Origin of the sequence: Aeoliella mucimassa, assembly GCF_007748035.1 — a bacterium.
Lineage (GTDB): Bacteria > Planctomycetota > Planctomycetia > Pirellulales > Lacipirellulaceae > Aeoliella > Aeoliella mucimassa.
The window spans coordinates 5458746-5477665 of record NZ_CP036278.1; the positions used below are offsets into that span (position 1 = coordinate 5458746).

Sequence of the window (18920 nt, forward strand, 5' to 3'; positions counted from 1 at the left end):
TAACTCCCCCTTACTACCATGGCAATGCGGCGTATTGGACAGATTCTGGTCGACATGGGCTACTTGTCCGACGAGCAGCTTGAACTGCTGATCGACGAACAAAAGCAGCAGCCCGGTCAATTGTTCGGCCGTGTTGCGATGGATATGGGCTTGGTCAATGAAGACCAGGTAGCGATGGCCCTCGGCGAACAAATGGGTTTGCGGGTGGTGACCGTTGCGGATCTAACCATCGAGAAAGATGTGTTGGCCATGGTCACCGAACCAATGGCCAATATGTATCGCATTGTGCCGACCGAGTTCGATGGCAGCACCCTGACCGTTGCGATGTCGGATCCTCAGAATCTGGCGGTGCAGGACGAACTGCGAACCTTCCTGGGCTACAACATTCGCGTTGCGGTCACGACTCCCAGTAGCATGAACGCGGCCCTCGAACGTTATTACGGTGAGAATACCGAAAGCGTCGAGAGCCTGGTGAGCGACCTGGAGTCGGACGAAGAACTCGCCCGCGCAGCGGCCGAAGTAAGTTCGGATGGGCCGATCGACCTGACAAGCGTCGAAGCACTGGCCGACAGTGCTCCGGTGCGTAAGCTGCTCAACATGGTGTTGCTGCTGGCGATTAAGGATCACGCGAGCGACTTGCACTTCGAACCGTTTGAAGACGAGTTCCGCATTCGCATCAAGGCCGACGGCGTGCTGTACGAAATGGTACCGCCGCCTCGTCACCTGGCGTTCGCCATTACTACGCGTATTAAAGTGATGGCCAACCTCGATATCGCCGAACGGCGGTTGCCGCAGGACGGTCGTATCGAGCTGACCGTTGGTGGTCACCCGGTCGACCTGCGGGTGAGCGTGCTGCCGACCATGTTTGGCGAAAGTGTGGTTATGCGGGTGCTCGACCGCTCGGTCGTGTCGCTCGACTTGGCCAAAGTCGGCATGAACGACGATACCATGAAGGTATTTCGCCAAGTCATCAAGAAGCCCAATGGCATCGTGCTCGTGACTGGACCAACTGGTTCGGGCAAGACCACTACGTTGTATTCGGCCCTCAACGAGCTTAATAGCGTTGAAGACAAACTGATTACCACCGAAGACCCGGTGGAATACGACATGGACGGCATCGTACAGGTGCCGATCGATGCCTCGATTGGCAACACGTTTGCCGCCTGCTTGCGAGCGATCTTGCGGCAGGATCCCGACAAGGTGCTGGTCGGCGAGATTCGCGACCTCGAGACCGCCGAAATCGCGGTGCAGGCGTCGCTCACGGGCCACTTGGTGTTCAGCACGTTGCACACGAACGACGCGCCGAGCACGATTACCCGCCTGAAAGACATGGGGGTGCCGACCTTCTTGATCACCGCCACGGTCGAGGCGATCCTCGCCCAGCGGTTGGTGCGTCGGGTCTGCAAGAACTGCCGCGAAGAATACCATCCCCCTCAGGAGGTGCTCGACGACCTCGAGATCACCGCCGAAGAGATGAAGGGGCACAAGTTCTACCGAGGTAGCGGTTGCGAAGTTTGCAACAACACCGGCTACAAGGGCCGCGTTGGTTTGTTCGAGCTGATGATCATGAACAACGACCTTCGCGACCTGATCATGGAAAACTGTCAGACCGAAGAGCTGCGTCGAGCAGCCGAAAAGCATGGCATGGTTACCCTTCGCACGGCCGGCATGAATGCCGCGCTCGAAGGAATCACCACGCCGGAAGAAGTGATTCGCGAAACCATTATGGAAGCGTAATCGCAGGGGGCCCAAGCGGCACCCGTTTTACAAAACACCTAAGAGACTCGGTGCACTGATCGCACCCCACAACTAACTGCCGACCGCGTTTCCGAAGGAAACTTCACCATGCCTACATTCCAGTTTGAAGCGATGGACGCCACCGGCGCCGAGATCAAGGACGTGATCGAAGCGACCACCGAGGAAGAAGCGCAGGCTACCATCCGCCAGATGGGCTACTTCGTGACGAAGATTTCCGTCAAGAAGAGCCGCAAGAAGGAAGAAACCGGCACCGCCGCGAAGAAGAAGCGCGGCTTCGTGTTCGGCGGCGTGAGCAGCAAAGAACTCACTTCGTTCACGCGTCAGCTGTCGATTCTGCAGGACGCCGGCTTGCCGATTCTGCGGTCGCTCCGCATTCTCGCGACGCAGGCCAAGCCAGGGCGGTTGAAATACTCGCTCGAGGACACCTGCGACGAAATCGAGGCGGGTGCGACGCTTTCCGAAGCGATGTCGAAGAGCCCCAAGTGCTTCAATCGCTTGTACGTCAACATGATTAAAGCGGGCGAAGCGGGTGGTGCGTTGGAACTCATTCTCCAACGTCTGGCCGACTTCCAGGAACGGGCCGAATCGCTCAAACGAAAAGTCCGCGGTGCCATGATGTACCCGGTGTTCGTGGTAGGTATCGCGGTGCTGATCTTGACGTTCATCATGATCAAGATCGTGCCGGAGTTCCGTAAGATTTTCACCGAGTTCGACCTGGAACTTCCCTACATGACCGAGCTATTGGTCTGGATGTCGGACATGACCATGCAGTTCTGGTTCCTAATTCCGTTGATTCCCACCAGTATCTGGCTGTTCGTCATGCTGGTGCGCAAGTTCAAAGCAGGCCGCATGGGCTGGGATCAGTACATCATCAAGGTGCCGATCTTTGGGCAGTTGTTCGAGAAGAACACGCTAGCTCGTACCGCCCGTACGCTTGGCACCCTGGTGGCCAGCGGTGTGCCGATTCTCGAAGCGTTGAACATCACTCGCGACACGGCCGGCAATGCAGTGTTCGAGCGGATGTATACCCGTATTAGCGAAGCGATTCGCGAAGGTGAATCGATTGCCAAGCCAATGAAGGAGAACAGCACGCCGGGCTTCCATCCGGTCGCCCTGTTCTTTTGGGTGACCTCGCTTCCAGTGATCGGGGCGCTAATTTACCTGCTGAAATACAAGCAGCGCATCGTCGACGACATCGTGGTGAACATGGTCGACGTCGGCGAAGAGACAGGTGAACTCGACACAATGCTTTATAAAGTGGCCGACGTGTACGACGAAGAAGTCGCGGTACTTACCGACAGCTTGACCAAGCTCATGGAACCGCTGCTCATTTTGATTCTCGGTGGTATGGTCGGCTTTATCGTGATCGCCCTGTTCATTCCGCTGGTGAAGCTCATTGAAGGCTTGAGCGGTTAGTGCAAGTCGCTAGCCGACGCCATTGGTCCAACATTTAACATTCACTACTCACGTAGGAACAACGTGATGAACATGCAACAGACGTTAACAAGCGAAACACGCCAAGCGACTCGGCCTGGCTTTACGCTGGTGGAGCTACTGGTGGTGATCGCCATTATCGGCACCCTGGCCGCCCTGCTCACCGTCGCGGTCGTGTCCGCGCTGCGAGCCGCCCGCGAAGCAGCCGTCCAAACGGACTGCACCCAATTGGCCCAAGGGTTTGACGATTATACCAACACTACTTCGGGCGGTTCGTATCCCCCCAACCTCTCGAACCAGCCTGCTGCAAACGCAACGGCCGAGCTTTCCCGCCATCTGAATAAGGCGTTTAGCTCGAACCGTGAGAACGCCACGCTGATTCAGGTGCTTGCCACTGGGGTAAGCAGTGGTCAATACCAGATGAACAATAGTGGTGGTGTTGAGGTCGGCATCACTCCGCAGGAAGCGATTGTGTTCTGGTTAGGTGGATTCAGCAACGATCCGAAGTATCCCTTGAGTGGTCCCAGCGGCCCTTCGTTCCTGTCTAACGAAGGAGAAGACTTCGCCGCGCGCACTGGTTTTGATTTCAATCAACAGCAGTTGGGCCCCCTGGACGGCAATAACCAGTTCAGTGGGAGGTACATTACCTATCCTGATCCTCGCACTGGTGATACGCGGCGCATCAACCTGTGGGTGTATTTGCCCCGCAATCTATCGATGCCTTACGCGTACTTTGATGCCTCGCGACGGCCAACCTACGAACCTGCCTTTGGTGGGGTCGCCCCGATTAAGACGCTCAAGCTCAACGCGGCCGCGCGAACCGTAGCTAATCTGCAACTTGCGAACGAAGGGAAGTGCCAAATCCTCTCGGCTGGCCTCGACGATGCCTGGGGCAACCTGGCAACCAACGTTGCGGTGGACTGGACCAATGGCTCTGCGAGTGCTGACAGCGTGTTGCTGTACCCGGAGGGTCCTTGGACCGGCGAATTGGCCGACACCATTACAAACTTCTCCACGCAACGAACCCTTGAGGATTCGCAACCATGAGTTGGAAGTTGGATGAGAAAACCCGGAAGCAGCCATGGGAGCCTCAACGCTTAACCACAGCGGTGCGCGCCAGCCTTCCGTCTTCCTCCTTCCATGGTTCCTCGGTAGGACGGGCGGCGTTTACGCTGGTGGAATTGCTAGTCACCATCGTGATCATCGGTATCCTGGCAACCTTGTTGCTCGGCGTGGCCGCTCGGGCGGGCGAGAGTGCTCGTGAGGCCCGAACCAAGGCGCTCGTCACTCGGTTGCACACGTTGGTATCGCAACAATACGACAGCTACCGCGATCGCCGCGCGCCGGTCAGTAGAGCGATTCAATCCCAGCTCGACGACCAGGTCCGCCGCCGAAACATCACGTCTCAGCAGCGCGGGCTCGCGATGGCCGAGATGCGTTTGTACGCGATTCGCGAGCTGATGCTGATGGAAATGCCCGACCGCTGGAGCGACGTGCTGCTGAACTCGGTGGATGCAGTGAATGGCGCGAGCAACTTGAACTCGCCGCAGTATCTCGATCCACCCTCGGTGCCGCCCGCTTTTGGTGGAGCGACTCCGATTGTCGAAGCCTACCGCCGGCAGTATTTCAGCATGCTCAATGCAGGCGTTTCGAAAGAACTGATTAAGCAGAACCAAGGGGCCGAATGCTTGTACATGATGGTGATGATCGCCACGGCCGACGGCGAAGCCCGCTCGCTGTTCAGTGAGAAGAGCATCGGCGATACCGATGGCGATGGTGCCAAGGAGTTTGTCGATGGCTGGGGCAACCCGATTAGCTTTATCCGCTGGCCAGTCGGTTACGATTCGGATCGCCAGCTTAACGCACGCGATTTGGGCGACCCAACCGCCGCGACCTGGCTAAACGCCGCGGCCGCCGATCACGATCCGATGGATGCGTTCCGCGTCGAACCGCGAGCGTTTCGCGTGGTGCCGCTGATTTTCTCGGCTGGCCCCGACGAGCAGTACAACCTGTACTCCGCTCGCGATACCACAATTTGGCCCGATGCAACTCCGTCAGCTGGAACCTACGTGAGTACCGCTCACCTAAGTCCGTTTGAGACGGTGACTTCCTCGGCAGGTGACTTCTTCCTGGGGTCGCCGATGAACGAGGCGGGCAACGAAGTCGACCCGTACGGCGGGGCCGATAACATTACCAACCACAACATCTCAGGCGACTAGTATGAAACTGGATATGCGAAAGGCAAACGTTGCAGGCAAGGCCATCGTGGCCGGTGCATCCGCTGCGCCTGCTACGCACGGTCGCCGAGGTCGCGCAGCTGCTGGTTTGACCCTGGTCGAACTGCTGGTGGTGATTGTGATTCTCGCGACCCTGACCGCAGCCGCCTTGCCGGTGCTCACGCCGAGCACGACCGAGCGCCGCATCCGCGAAACCTCGCGGAGCTTGAATACGTTTATCGCCATGGTGCAAGCCCAGGCTATTCGCACCGGCCGTCCTTCGGGCATCGCCCTGAAACGTCTGTCGAGCGAAACCAACAATGCAAACGATCGTGGCGTCTGCATCGAGGTGGTACATGTCGAGCAACCTGCTCCCTATACCGGATTCGACGAGAACTCGCGGATGCGGGTCGCATTAACGCCCGATGCCAACAACGCGAACGTGTATCTCGACTTTGTTACGAAGGGCATCGCGAACAACGATAGCTTGCCCAATGGGTGGGATGCCGACCTTGTGCCGCAGGGAGTGTTGCGTGTTGGCGATGTGGTTGAGGTACTTGGCTCTCGATTCCGGATTGTTGGAACGCAAGTTGGTGCTGTTGATCCTATTAGCGGGTACTTAATGGGTAACGCCGGAAATACCACCGATCGACAAGTGCTGATTGCTCAGGTCATCAACAACACCGGTCAACTGCTGAATCCGGTTAGCGATAGTAATGGTGCTCCGATTTCGTCGGCTTATTTCATGGCCGGTGGTTTCATGGCCGGTGGCAACGCCCCCCCTTACTGGTCGGAGCCGGTGAAATACAAGATTCTTCGCCAGCCAACCCCCACCGCGCAGGCCCCTTATCAGTTGCCCAACGGCATCGCGATCGATCTGGAAGCCTCTGGAATCTTGGGTGGGCTGCCTTTCCATGTGAGCAATGGAAACGAACGCGATGCACTTATCAACGAAACGCCAGACGACACTCCGATTTATGTGATGTTCAATCCCGAAGGGAGCATTGAACGAGTACAGCAAAAGCGTGTGGTGAAAGCGAACGATACACTTCCCCTCTCGGTGCTCACTCGACCCACAAACAATGTCGCGTTGCTGGTGGGGCGTCGGGAGTTGATTCCCGCCGCGACGGGATTGAACCTGACCACAGGCACCGAGACCGAGATTGAACTCGAAAAAGCGAAGCTTAACTGGCTGAACACCGAGAGTCGTTGGATTGTGGTCGGCGCTCAGACTGGTAGTGTGGTGACCACGGAAAATGCCTTTGTGAATACGAAGACGTTGACGTACTACGACGCGGACCGTGATGGTGATACCGATGATCTCGATCAACGTATGATTCAGATTCAAGCCGCACAAGAATTCGCTCGCGAAATGAATCGCTCGGGCGGTAGCTAAACGCTTAACCAACAGACGGAAACCCCGGCAAGGCAAACCAAGAGAAGCTCGCAAAGCTACTCGGCCACGGTTTCTCGAACGTACACATTCTCAGGGGCAAACTGAGAAACGAGATAGAACGATGATTCAAACTTATTCTACTTCGATGCTCCACCCGCGGCCGAGCCGTGCGGGTGTGACCTTGGCCGAGGTGCTCATCTCGATGGCCATCTTGTCGATCGGGCTGTTAGGCGCGGCGGCCATGTTTCCGGTCGGTAGTTACTACATGCTCAAGGCCGATATCGCCGACAACGGGGCAGCCATCGCCCAGGCGGCGTTTGCCGAGCTGGTAGCCAAGGGGCAGCTGAGTCCCGAGAACTGGAGCTACTATAACGGAGAAACCAGCTGGTCGATGGGCAACTCGATGCGCAACTGGATGGCGACTGCCGATCGGTCGAATGAGAGTGTTTATCAGCGAAACCTAAACCGCGATCAGGGATTTGTGTACGTGATCGATCCCCTCGGCACCGCGGCCGGCATCCGTGATGGGCTTAATACGAATGGCTTGTTGATGGCTCCCTACGCGGCCGACGTTTCCGATCCAGTCAGTATTGCCGGTGGTGCTGGCGACAGAGATCGTTGGAAAGTATTCGAAGATCTCTGGCCGGTTAGGCGTTGCAGTTCGCTGTCGACCGCCATTAACGGGGTGCCGAACGAAGCCGCTGCCAGCCGTATGTTTAAAAGCGGCGACGACATGAACTTTGTGCCCAGCGACGAGGATGGAGCCACCGTGCAACGCATGCTAGGCGACTTCAACGGCGACGGTATCATCGACACCAACAGCGGCTCCGAAGCACCACTGGCTCGCGAATCGAAGGGGAATTACTCCTGGATTGCCATGGTGGCCCCCACGCAGAGCGATGCCCGTGAAGCGCTGGCCTTGAACCCCTCGGCTTACTATTACGATGTTTCGGTGGTCGTGTTTTACAAACGAGCACTGGGTAGCCTGCAGCTATCCGAGCGTCTGGTGGCCGGGCGAGTTGTTTCGACCGGCACCGGTGGCGGCGAACTGCTGCTCACTCAACTTCGGTCGGATGCCGCACAGACCACCGAGCCTTTTGCCGAACTGAAAGCAGGGCAGTGGATCATGGTCAGTGGTCCACATCCCTCAAGTACACCTGCTGAGCCATTGTTCTTTACGCAGTGGTATAAGGTGTTGGCCGTTGATGACACGCCGACTGGCAATGGATTTACCGATTCCAATCGGCAACGACTCGTCGGTTTGCGAGGACCCGATTGGCCGTGGGCTGCTGGCGCGGAGATTCGCGTCGGCTTGTTCCCGGGGGCTGTCGCGGTGCACACCAAGACCATGCGGATTGAATCGCTAGGCGAATACCAACGATAACCCAAGCCAGCTGTGGTTGGCGATTGGTGCCGCTATAGCACCCGTCTCCACGGCAGCCATTGCTTCAGATAACAACGATACCGATCAGATAACCTTTTTCCCGCTCGCGTTGGCAAGTCGCGATTCTGGGGAATCACGGAACGGAACAAGCAAGTATGTCTCTCTTACAACAACGACAATTAGAAGCTCGTCGCCAGCGTTTGTGGTTGCGGACTCGTCGCCGCGAACGTCGAGGCGTGTTGTTGATGGTGGTGCTTAGTGTTCTGGCCCTGTTTATGGTGCTAGGTACCGCGTTCTTGATTAGCAGCCGCTTTGCCGCGACTGGCAGTAAGGTGTCTGCGAAGCTGAACCGCACCGAGAACAACCCCACCGACCTGCTTGAGCGGGCGATGCTACAGGTGTTGCGCGATACGAACAACCCCAACTCCTCGATTCGCTACCATAGCTTGCTGCGCGACGTGTATGGTTCCGATGGTTTTACCGGACGGGTGTTTGTTCCCTCGAATTATGATCCCACCGATCCGTTCAGCCCGATTGCCAAATACGCAGCGGCAACAACCGGCAACGAACTAGGCCCGACTAGCGGGCAGTTGATCGACATCTTTGTGTTCGACAATCCCAACGTCAACGGTATGCTCGAAGCCGGCAACGTCATCAGTCTCGAGAGAAACGCTTGGGGACAGCCGGTCGACTATTCGCTGTCGACCCGCAAGGACTACTACGCTGGCTGTATCTTTACCATGCTCACCGGGCCGGCCGCGGGCCAGTCGGCGCGGATCGTGGATTACGAGTACGTCGGCATGAATCAAAACGTGCGCGCCGTGGTTGGCGGCATCCTGCCGGTCTACCGGATGCGAGTGATGATGTTCCCGCGGAGCGACGGTTCGGTGATGGCTGCGGGTACGAATCGGGATGTGGAGATTGCCGACTTGGTGGCCGATGCTGGCTCGCTGCAGGGCCATGCGTTCATGGTGAATGGTCGCCCTCATAACGGAACCGGTGCTGGCTACGACCGTCTGGCCGCCCGCGGCACCGCCCGCCTGGGAGCCGTAGAAACCCTGCTCGACAACAATGGCTCGCCGATTGATTTTCAGCAACTTGCGCTGATGCCAAACTTCCAGTACCACCCCATGGGTCGCGACCAGTTCGATCCCAGTTCCGGCGTGTCGCTGCTGGGCCATTTTGATGGGTCCAGTGGCTTTGTGCCGTTTGGCAATGCAAACTCCGGGCAAGATTTGTACCTTACTCCAGATGGGCCAGGTGGTAGCGACGAGTCGTACGACGCGGTCGACTATCAAAACGCCTTCCTGGCCTACATGCCGCTCACGCCGCGGGCGATGGCCAGTTACCTGAATACGACTCCAGAGGACAGTCCGATTCTCGATTCGGCAACCGCGCTCAACGTGTTTGTCAACAATGGCTCCACGGTTCGTTGGAATCACGAGAACACGGTCATCCCGTCGTTCCATCGCCCCGCGCTGATGAACTACTGGTACACGCGCCTGCTGAACTCATCGTGGACTTCTGGCAGAGGTACTTCGCCGAGCGATATCGCCTCCGCGATTGCCCATCCCTATGGATTGGACGCGATTCGAGAAGGTTCTACGAATGATACGGGCGACGATCCGGGGCTGTCGGTGGATGTCCGCGACTTGCTGGTCGGTATCAAGCGGCGCATCTCCATGCGTCCCATTCGGGAGGATCACCCCAGTTTCGATGGCACAAATCCTCAGTCCAATACTGCTTTCTGGGAACTCACCGGTCCCTGGGACGTCGATAACGACAACGATGGCATTGCCGACAGCATTTGGGTCGACCTCGGTGACCCGGTGAAAGAAACCGAAGATGGCCGGTTGTTCAAACCGCTCTACGCGTTCCTGGTGGTCGATCTCGACAATCGCTTGAACATGAACGTTCATGGCTCGGCCGATCACTTCGCGGCCACGAATTTCGATCCCATGCTTGCAGTCACTCGCAATGTGAAGGGGAACCTTGCCGGTGGCGATCAGGCATCGCTCGGTGTCGCTACACCAGTGTGGACTTCGAACCTGATGCCGGTTGGCATGGGGTGGGGGCCTGCTGATATTTCGCTGCGATCGATTCTCACATCGCTCAAGAAGCCGTACCGCAGTGGTTACACTCCGAGCTTTGGCGATCCCATGACCGACGACTACGCCAGCTTGCTGTTTGGCCGGTTCGCTAGCGATGCTCGGTCGGATGCGACTTGGGGCCGCAACGGTTCGATCAATCAAGTGATGGTCGCTACAGGAATGAATGCTGCCGACGCAGCGCAGAATATCAAGCCAGGCATGACCTTCGACATCACCACCTCTGGCGTGACCGAAGGGAACCGCGAACCACAGTTGCCATTCGACTTCCTCGGCTACCCCGTGGTCGATCGTCAGCGTGCGCAGAACCTATATGTCAGCACCGGCCTCCCAGCATTGCTGCCATATACCATGCCTTCGGCGTTTGCGACCTCGCCCGACCTACGTGGTCGTTACTCGACCGCAGTCGATTACATGGGGCAACCAGTTTACGAACCCGTTTACGACGGCGGTGGCACGTTCCTGCAACAACTGTTGCCCACGCTTGTGGATGACAGTCCTTACGAAACAAACACCTCGCCGGAAGGCCGCCGTGGCACCACGTATGAGTCGGCGATCTTGGGTTCTGCAACCCCGATTAACGACGACGCGCTGTTCGCTCCAGCCGAAATGGAGCGGATTCTTCGCTCGTACGATCCCGAAACCGGCACCGCGCCGAGCCGACTGTACGACATCGTCGAAGCGTTCGATCCTAACAAGTACGTGCTGACCGTCGCTGCGAACCCCTCGACTCCTACGGCCGAAGAAATGGCGATCGCCCAGAAGCTGACCGCCATCAATAGCCGTCAGGTGACGACCGAAAGCTACGAAGTGCCGGTGCCGGCCGACGTGGTGCCGAGCTACATCTCGGAACTTGGCCCCGATGGGGCTCCTGGTAACGCGGGGGTCGACGACGATCAGGCCGACTCCGATGGCGATGGTCAGGCGATCGACGATGTGGTTCCGTTCAATCCCAGTACCGGTCTTGGCGAAATTGGGTGGTGTCAGGTAGACCCCAACGATCCTCGCTTCCTCAGCGGTTGGTCCGACGACTTTGCGTCGCTCACGGGGAAGAGTGTCGCCGAAGCTCGACTGGTCGACGTGTTGTGGTATCGCATTCAACGCTACCGGGCGCGTAAGTTCCTGGTCGACGGGGCAACGCGACCTTACAACTGGAAAAATCCTCTGGCGATTACCATCCTGAACGATATCACCAAGCAATTGCTCCCACCCGAGGTGCTGGCTGGTTACAAGATGGACATCAATCGTCCGTTCGGCGATGGCCAGGATAACAATGGCAACGGTGTGGTCGACGAACCTCTGGAAGCCGGCGAACCTTGGTACGACGTGAATGGCGATGGTATTTGGACTAGAGGAGAGCCATTTATCGACTTGGATGGCGATGGTCGCTTTTATGCTGATTACAACAATGATGGAGAGTGGAATCCTGCAACTGAAAGCGACTATGTCGACTTCGACGGCGACGGCATAGGTGAACCCCTCGTAGACAACCTCTGGGCAGCTCAGCTCGAATCGAGTTCTGGTCGACCGGCAAACGTCGATCACACGATGGGCATCGACGTCTCCGGACGCGCAACAACGCCCGCCGGCGGAGTGCTTCGCGACGATGCCCACTTGGCTCGCCAGCTCTACGCGCGCCACTTGTACGTGATGATGCTGATTTTGATGGACGAAGATTACCTGGCTCCGTACGACCCGTACGATCCTTCGGTGCGGGCTTACCTGCGCGTAAAGGCCTACCAACTGCGGGCGACGGGCATGGACGCGAACGCGGCTCAGATCGAAGCCCAACGTCGCTACACTTGCCGGCAGGTTGCTCAGTGGGCGGTGAACTGTGTCGACTTCCGCGACTCCGATTCCATAAACACTCCGTTTGAGTACGACGAGGTCCCATGGGATGGCTGGGGCCCCGTGAACGACAACGGAACGCCGGCTGACATCTCTGACGATGTCTTGATTCCGCTCGATGGCGACGCGACCACCAACGAAAACCACGTTCAAATCGTGGAGTGGGCGGCCGACATCGATGGCGACGGAAACTACATGGGCACCAACGGCTTGAGAGTTATCTCGAATCCGGTGCCGACTTACGGAACCGGTGGCAATCAGTTGCAGGACGACCTGGCCACTCGCAACGTGGTATGGGGTGCCGAGCGTCCCGAGCTACTGATCAGCGAGTCGTTTGCTTTCCACGATACACGCGTGGAAGACTTGTCGACCTCCGCCAGCAAAGGCGACAACACCACGACCAACGGTCAGAACGACCAGAATAAACCTCAAGACGACGACCCCGACCAACGGCTCGAACCGCGGGGCTCGTTGTACGTCGAAATCTACAATCCCTGGTCGGGCGACGCCCCGAAGCCGGTAGAACTCTATCGCCATGGATTTACGCAGCATCCGCAAGAGAACAACAACGAGTTTATTCGTGACTTCGATCAGAACGGGGATAACACGTTAGATAACGACGACACCTACCATTGGGCCGACGTCGATGGCGATGGTACTCCCGAAACTCGCATCGAAGGAGTATTGCTCAATCGTTTGTCGAACGTGGGGCGCTACGATCCAATTTCGGGCAAAGTGCAGCGTTCGCCCGTCTGGCGATTGATCGTGGTCGAAGAGCACCCCGGCTACAACTCGCTGGATACACGGCCAGCGGGGCAAGATCCCTACGAAGGCCTGGATACCTCGCTTACCACACGCGACGATCAACGCTCCCATAGCGGCGACTTGCGTTCTAGCAATGCGGGGCAGCCTGAGCCGTTGAACGACTTCTGGAAAGCCATGCAGGCGGCCGGCAACACCACCGACCAGGTGCCGAGCATGGATCCGATGAACCTCGACTGGGACGAGATGTTTTACATCTCGCCGATCTCGCAAAACGGGACTCCCCGCGTGCGGTGGCCAATGTCGCAATGGCAACAGATGAAGACTGCCAGCGACAATGTGACTGCGGACGATCCGCAGAATCAATCGTCCGATTTCGATCGGCAGCTTTTCTCGAAGCCATACCCTTACATCGAGCGGGAGTTCTATTTCACCTCGAACAATACCCCCTTCTGGGCGCGAACCCGCGATCCTGTGACCGGTGCCGATACGAATTTGCGTCGCTTCAACCCGACCGCTCGTACCTATAGCGACATCGGTTACGGAACCCAGTTGAAGCAGTACTACTCGGACCTTCGGGTGCGGATTCCGTTTAACTACATTCGCCTGGGGCGACAGTTAGGCGGCATGCCTGATCTTGTGTCGCTACCTTTCCGGTTTGTGGCCAACAATAAGTTGCAGAATAGCCGACCCGATGTGGCCATCGCTCCGGTAATGCCTGGTCGCTACGCGGTGATTGGTTCGGCCGGCACGGTCTACGACAACCTCGAAACCACCGACGACGGTCGCTTGCGGTTTGTGAATACTATCGGTCGCCGCACCCCGAACACCGCGGGTACCGATGTTACCAAGACCGACGATCTCACGCACAAGGGAGCAATCGATAGCACCCGACGCTTCGAGATGCATCCCTCGGGTAATCCCTATCAGCAGCAGTGGTTGGTCGGTGCCAACGGTGGCTTGTTCTCCGAAGGCAACGTCGAGACTGCCCGCGGTGGCGAATTGATGTATCTGGCCAATAGCGGTACCGGTTCGTCCACGGCCAACGTCACTGGGCGAGTGAACAATACCACGCTCGAGCCAACCGCCAACGTGGTCGCTCCGGCAGTGGTTGTACCGGTGGAAGACATGAATATCTCCGAGCCCGCCTATGGCTATGGAGTGCGAACTCGTGAGCTGGCCCAGCTCGAAGCCGACTCGGGCGATACGAACCAGCAATGGCGTCCCGATGCGGCCGAAGGCGAAGGTGCGTTTGCCGATAGCAGTGGTAACTCGGTGCACTTCGATACCCCGTTCGATGTCGGACCGGAGTTCAACAATGCGTGGGAGCAACCTCGTTCGGTACGACGATTCCGCGTGCTGCACCTGCAACGCCTGGCCGATCCGACCATGCCTTGGAACCCGGAGCCTGGCTACAACGCCGCTTATACCAAGATCAGTCCCTCGGACCCCACTCGTCCCGAGTACTCCGGGCACGATCCTTCGCTCCCGGTGAATCCGTACCTGACGGTCGATTCGGCGTCGGTTGACCTGACCATTTTCAATGGCACAAGCAGCGTGAAGGTTAACGCACCTGGCAACGAGACTCGCTTCGAGTCGGCCGAGCGAATGGGTATTTCGCGTCAATCGTTGGGGGCCACCAACGCTGCCTTCCAGCAGCCTCAACGGGCGATCTGGAAGCAGGACTTCTTCATGGCTCCGGAAAACCTTGGGGGCTTCCCCTCGAAGTTACGCCTCGCGATGTCGCGAGCCAGACGCGGCACCATGGCCGAAGCGGTTCGCGAAGACCACCTGATTACCAAGAACCACATGGATTACTTCTTCCAGCATTCGTTAGGCATGCCTAACCAGGCTGCGGGAGACATCTATCTGCAACCCGAGGCAACCACGCTCGCCGAGGCCCGCGATCCTACCGACTTAGACAATACCGCTGGTCTGGCCGGCGCGGCCGCTGGGGCTCCGCGCCCTGATAGCCAGATTGCCTCGACGTATCCCTGGTTGAATTGGAACAACCGTCCGTTCGTGAGCGAAAGCGAATTGCTGCAGGTGCCTGCCTGGAGCAACGCAGAGATGCTCCGCAAGTTCTCGACGATTTCTAATCGTGGCATCAACGCTTACGTGGAAGACCTCAGTTCACTAGATATGAGCAGCAGCGGTTTAGTCGAGGATGCCAACAAGTTGCGTTACGATACAATGGTGGCGAACTTCGGTCATTTACTCAACTTCACCTTGTCGTCTGCAGTTCCCGCGATGGTTCAAAGCGACTCGAGTGGTAACCCCGTGCCAATTGGGGCGCCGAACTTCCATCGCATCCTCGACTACGTGCATACTCCTTCGCGATTCGTCGGGACCGATACGATGCTCGATCCGATTTCGTTTAACATCGCTTCGCCGGTGAGGCTTAATGTCGCTTCGATGTTAAGTGCCGACGATCCTCGCGATCCTCGTGCTAGATTGATGGCACCTTTCAACCGCGTGCCTGACTACCGGGAACCAGGCAAGGTGAACTTGAACACCATTGTTTCGCAACGTGAAACGGTGGTGACTCAAGGGAGTTCAGGTGGTGGCCCAAGGAGGGCAGCTAATACCACCTCTACCGAGATGTGGTCGGATGTATTCGACGGGCTCATGCATCGCGTTCGCGATGGCGACGCGGTTGTGAATGGCAACCTGTTGGCCTACGGTCACTTTGGCCCCGCCTGGCGCGATGTGGTGCTTAGTCGCCGAGGGTATCCCGACCCTCTTCCCGTCATTGGTACCACGCTCACGGGTCCCGATCGATCGGAACTGGTCATGAACCCGCAGTTCCCCACGTTCTTCAAGAACCCGTTCCGCTCCAGCGACGCGGGCGACCTGGTGCCGGTGCCGAACATGGTAGACGGTGGAGTTGAGGTTTCGATGCTGCGTTCGCATCCCATTCGGCCAGGTACCGATCTGGGCTGGGGAAATGCCGCGATCGACGAGAACGGCAACGGCCTATTCAACGAAACTCGCGAGGCCATTCCTGGCGAAGGTGGTGCCGATTCGCCGCCGGTCCCGTTGTTTAGTGAGCTTTGCTCCACGCCGGCGATCGACGCCAAACGCAACAGCGCGATGCACACGATGCCGCTAACGCGTTTGGACAACCTGACGACCAACCGCAGCGGAGTGTTCGCAGTGTGGGTCACCGTGGGGTACTTCGAAGTACTGCCGGCCCCGAACTGGAATGAAGACCAGGATAACGTCCAGGAGCAGTTTATGAACCAGGCCGGTGGCAACCTCGATCGCGCCCAAGCTTTGTACAAGAAGGTCTATCCGCAGGGATACCAACTCGGCAAAGAACTTGGCAGCGATACCGGCGATCTCGAGCGGCATCGTGGGTTCTACATCATCGATCGCACTCGCCCCGTGGCCTTCAAGCCAGGCGAGGACGTGAACGTAGAGAAAGCCATCCTATTGCGGCGGAGGATTGACTAGCGAGTGCACTGCCCACTAGCACTTTGCTGATCAGAGGGACCAATCTTCACCGCAGCCAGGTATCCTGGTCCTTCCCCTCAACAGGGGGAAGGACGGGATGCCTGTTTTTTATTCGTCGCCAAACACCCGAGTGCTCTCTTCTTTACGAATCGGCTGCGGGATGTCGTCGGTGCGAACTTCCACCGCCAGGCGTTGATCGCCAGGGCGAACGCCTTGCACGTCGATGCGGAAAGTCGCTTCGGCCTTCGGAGCGAGTTGGGCGACCGGTTCAAACACCACCCCTTCAGGGCGAACCGCCGAGCGGGTCTCGCCTTGAGCGTTGGTGACTGCCATGCCGGGAGGAACCTGGGCGAACACCTGCACGTTGGTAGCCGCCTTCGAACCTTGGTTCACCACGCGGATTTCGTAGCTGGTGGTTCCGCCGACTTCGATCGGGTCTTGCGCGTCCCGTACTTCGAACATGATGGCAGCCAGGCCCTCGACTCGCACCGCTTGCGAGGTGCGATCTTCCAGCCCTTCGCGGGCGCGACCTTCGACTTCGATCGTATGGTCGCCCGACTGAATCGGCATGGCGACGAGTTCCACCGAGCCTTTTTGTCCTTCGGGCAATTCGGCCAGCGACCAGTAGACGCTGTGCGTCGTGGAGTCGTACTCGCCCAGGTTGTTGGCCCGCACGAACTTCATGCCGCGGGGCAGTTTGGTGACCAGTTGCACGTCCTTCGCCGGAGCGGTGCCGGGGTTGTCGATGCTAACCGTGTAGGTTGCGGGGCGTTCCAGGTAGCGACGCTGCGGGCCATTCAGGGCAACGGCCAGGGCAGGGGAGATCACTTCGAAGTCGACCTGCTGCTGCACCTGCAGATTGCCATCCGCGCGAGCGGTCAGCAGGTTGGCGACATGGCCCGCCTTTTCGGCGGTGAGCACCAACTCCATTCGGCGAGTCTCGCCGGCGCGAAGCGTGCCGACTTCGAACTCGAGAGCCGGACCGGCTTGATGGCGAACGTTCTCAGGCACGTTCTCCAGCAGCATCACGCCGGTGGCGTCGCCGGTGCCGGGGTTGTGTAGTTCGATCGCAATGCGTTGCTGGCGGCCGATGAGCACCTCGCCTGGAGCCGACATTCGCAATGCAAGTTGCGGACGCGTGCAAACCGACTTGGCCGATGCGTGCGACGAGAAAGTAACTTGAGCAACCGAGCCGATTTCGCCTTCTTCGGTCGGCATGAGTTTGATGTCGAGCGTCCGCTCTTCGCCAGGCGAGAGCGTGCCCAACTGCCAGGCGAGCTTGCTGCCGGCTTCTTCGGCCTGCGGCGAAGCATCCATAAACTGGGCACCCAGCGGAATCTCGTCCACCACCATGACGTCGGCCGCAGGACGCTGGCCTACGTTGCGCACCTTGATCACAAACTTGCAAGGCTTGCCGACCTGAACTTCCTCGGGGGCAAACTTCTGCAAGATCAGCGACGGCTGCTGAGCCCCTTCGAGGGCCCGCTCGCCGGGGCGACCGGTGCCGGAGGTCGACATGGTGGGATTGGCCAACGGAGTCGGCTCGAGCGAAGCCATTCGCGACGGCTCCGTCGACTCCAGTTGAGGAGCAGGCGCGGGTTGAGCGGGTTGGCTAAAGGCGTTCATCGAAGCGGCCGGGGCCATTTGAGCGGGCTCAGGCTGCTCGAAGGGAGCTGGTTCCATCGTGGAATCGGCCATCGGCATCGCCGCTGGGGCTGCATTCTCAAATCCATTGGGAGCACTGCCGAATCCACTGGCCGCGTTGTCAAAGCCATTCGGCTGCGGGGCGGGGGCTTGGGGAGCCTCTTCGATCGCGGGCAGCGGTGCCGAACGCAACGGATTGCCACCTTGCATGTCGATCGGTTCGGCCGCAGGCTCTTCGGCAACCATCGGCGAAGCCTCGGGCTGCGGGGGCAACTGCATCGGCTCCGGCATGCTCATCGGCTCCGGCATCGACATTGGCTCGGGCATCTCAACCGGGGCATCGGCAAACGCCGCAGCCGCATCGGGGCTATCGCTCGACTCAATGGCATCGTCGCCCAAAGCTGGCAGGCTCGTGCGGAGCGGATTGTCGCCCCCGATCGGGCTGATCGGCGGCAAGTCGGCAAACGGAGTCTGCCCCCGCGCCAGCACTTCGCCGGCGTCACGTGGTTCTTCGGTTATTTCGTCGGAAATCGTTGCTTCGTTGTTGGCCAGCTCGATCGAAGGCAGCGGTTCCACGGCCGGAAGCTCGGGAACCAGATCCAAGGTGGGCGGAGCTTCGCCCTCGGGTTGCATCGCGAGTTCATCATCGCTGTCGCTGGGCGTCTTGGCGGTCGATCCGAGCGTATTATTCGCTGCGGCCGATTCGAATCCCTTTTCCAGATCGGACTGAACGTCGGGGTTCAGCGATTCGCCATCGGATTGAAACATCCATAGGCCCGTACCAGCCCCGGCGGCCAAAAGTGTAGTTGCGACAAAAGCGGGTAATACAAAACGACGAAGTTTCTTCGGTTTTGACATGACGATTTCCCATCCGTGGGGTCTAGCAGGTTCACCGACATGACCCAAGGGGCTGC

At 58.5% G+C, this 18920-nt stretch carries 8 protein-coding genes; 7 read left to right on the forward strand and 1 reads right to left on the reverse strand.

What is annotated here, in order from left to right; genetic code table 11:
• Positions 1–18 precede the first annotated feature (18 nt).
• From Pan181_RS21485 to Pan181_RS21515, 7 genes are all read left to right on the forward strand, one after another.
• Positions 19–1737 carry a GspE/PulE family protein gene (locus tag Pan181_RS21485; protein ID WP_145249958.1) on the forward strand — a complete coding sequence of 573 codons (1719 nt, stop codon included), beginning with the start codon at positions 19–21 and terminating at the stop codon, positions 1735–1737.
• A gap of 108 nt (positions 1738–1845) precedes the next feature.
• On the forward strand, positions 1846–3174 hold the full coding sequence (locus Pan181_RS21490; protein WP_145249961.1) for a type II secretion system F family protein: 1329 nt from the start codon (positions 1846–1848) through the stop codon (positions 3172–3174).
• Positions 3175–3240: 66 nt separating this feature from the next.
• Entirely contained in the window at positions 3241–4239 is a 999-nt protein-coding gene (locus Pan181_RS21495; RefSeq protein ID WP_145249964.1) for a type II secretion system protein, read from the forward strand.
• The gene (locus Pan181_RS26685; RefSeq protein ID WP_145249967.1) at positions 4236–5411 is read left to right on the forward strand and encodes a type II secretion system protein; all 1176 of its coding nucleotides are present in this window, start codon (positions 4236–4238) and stop codon (positions 5409–5411) included. Before Pan181_RS21495 ends, Pan181_RS26685 begins: the two co-directional genes overlap by 4 nt.
• A 1-nt stretch (position 5412) precedes the next feature.
• Complete coding sequence (locus Pan181_RS21505; protein ID WP_145249970.1) at positions 5413–6804, forward strand: pilus assembly FimT family protein; 1392 nt, start codon at positions 5413–5415, stop codon at positions 6802–6804.
• 121 nt (positions 6805–6925) lie between these two features.
• Positions 6926–8188, forward strand: a complete 1263-nt coding sequence (locus tag Pan181_RS21510) for a type IV pilus modification PilV family protein (RefSeq protein WP_197528573.1) — start codon at positions 6926–6928, stop codon at positions 8186–8188.
• 155 nt (positions 8189–8343) lie between these two features.
• Complete coding sequence (locus Pan181_RS21515; RefSeq protein WP_145249973.1) at positions 8344–16362, forward strand: hypothetical protein; 8019 nt, start codon at positions 8344–8346, stop codon at positions 16360–16362.
• Positions 16363–16470: 108 nt separating this feature from the next.
• Here Pan181_RS21515 and Pan181_RS21520 read toward each other — a convergent pair whose 3' ends face one another.
• Positions 16471–18864, reverse strand: a complete 2394-nt coding sequence (locus tag Pan181_RS21520; protein ID WP_145249976.1) for a COG1361 family protein — start codon at positions 18862–18864, stop codon at positions 16471–16473.
• Positions 18865–18920 lie beyond the last annotated feature (56 nt).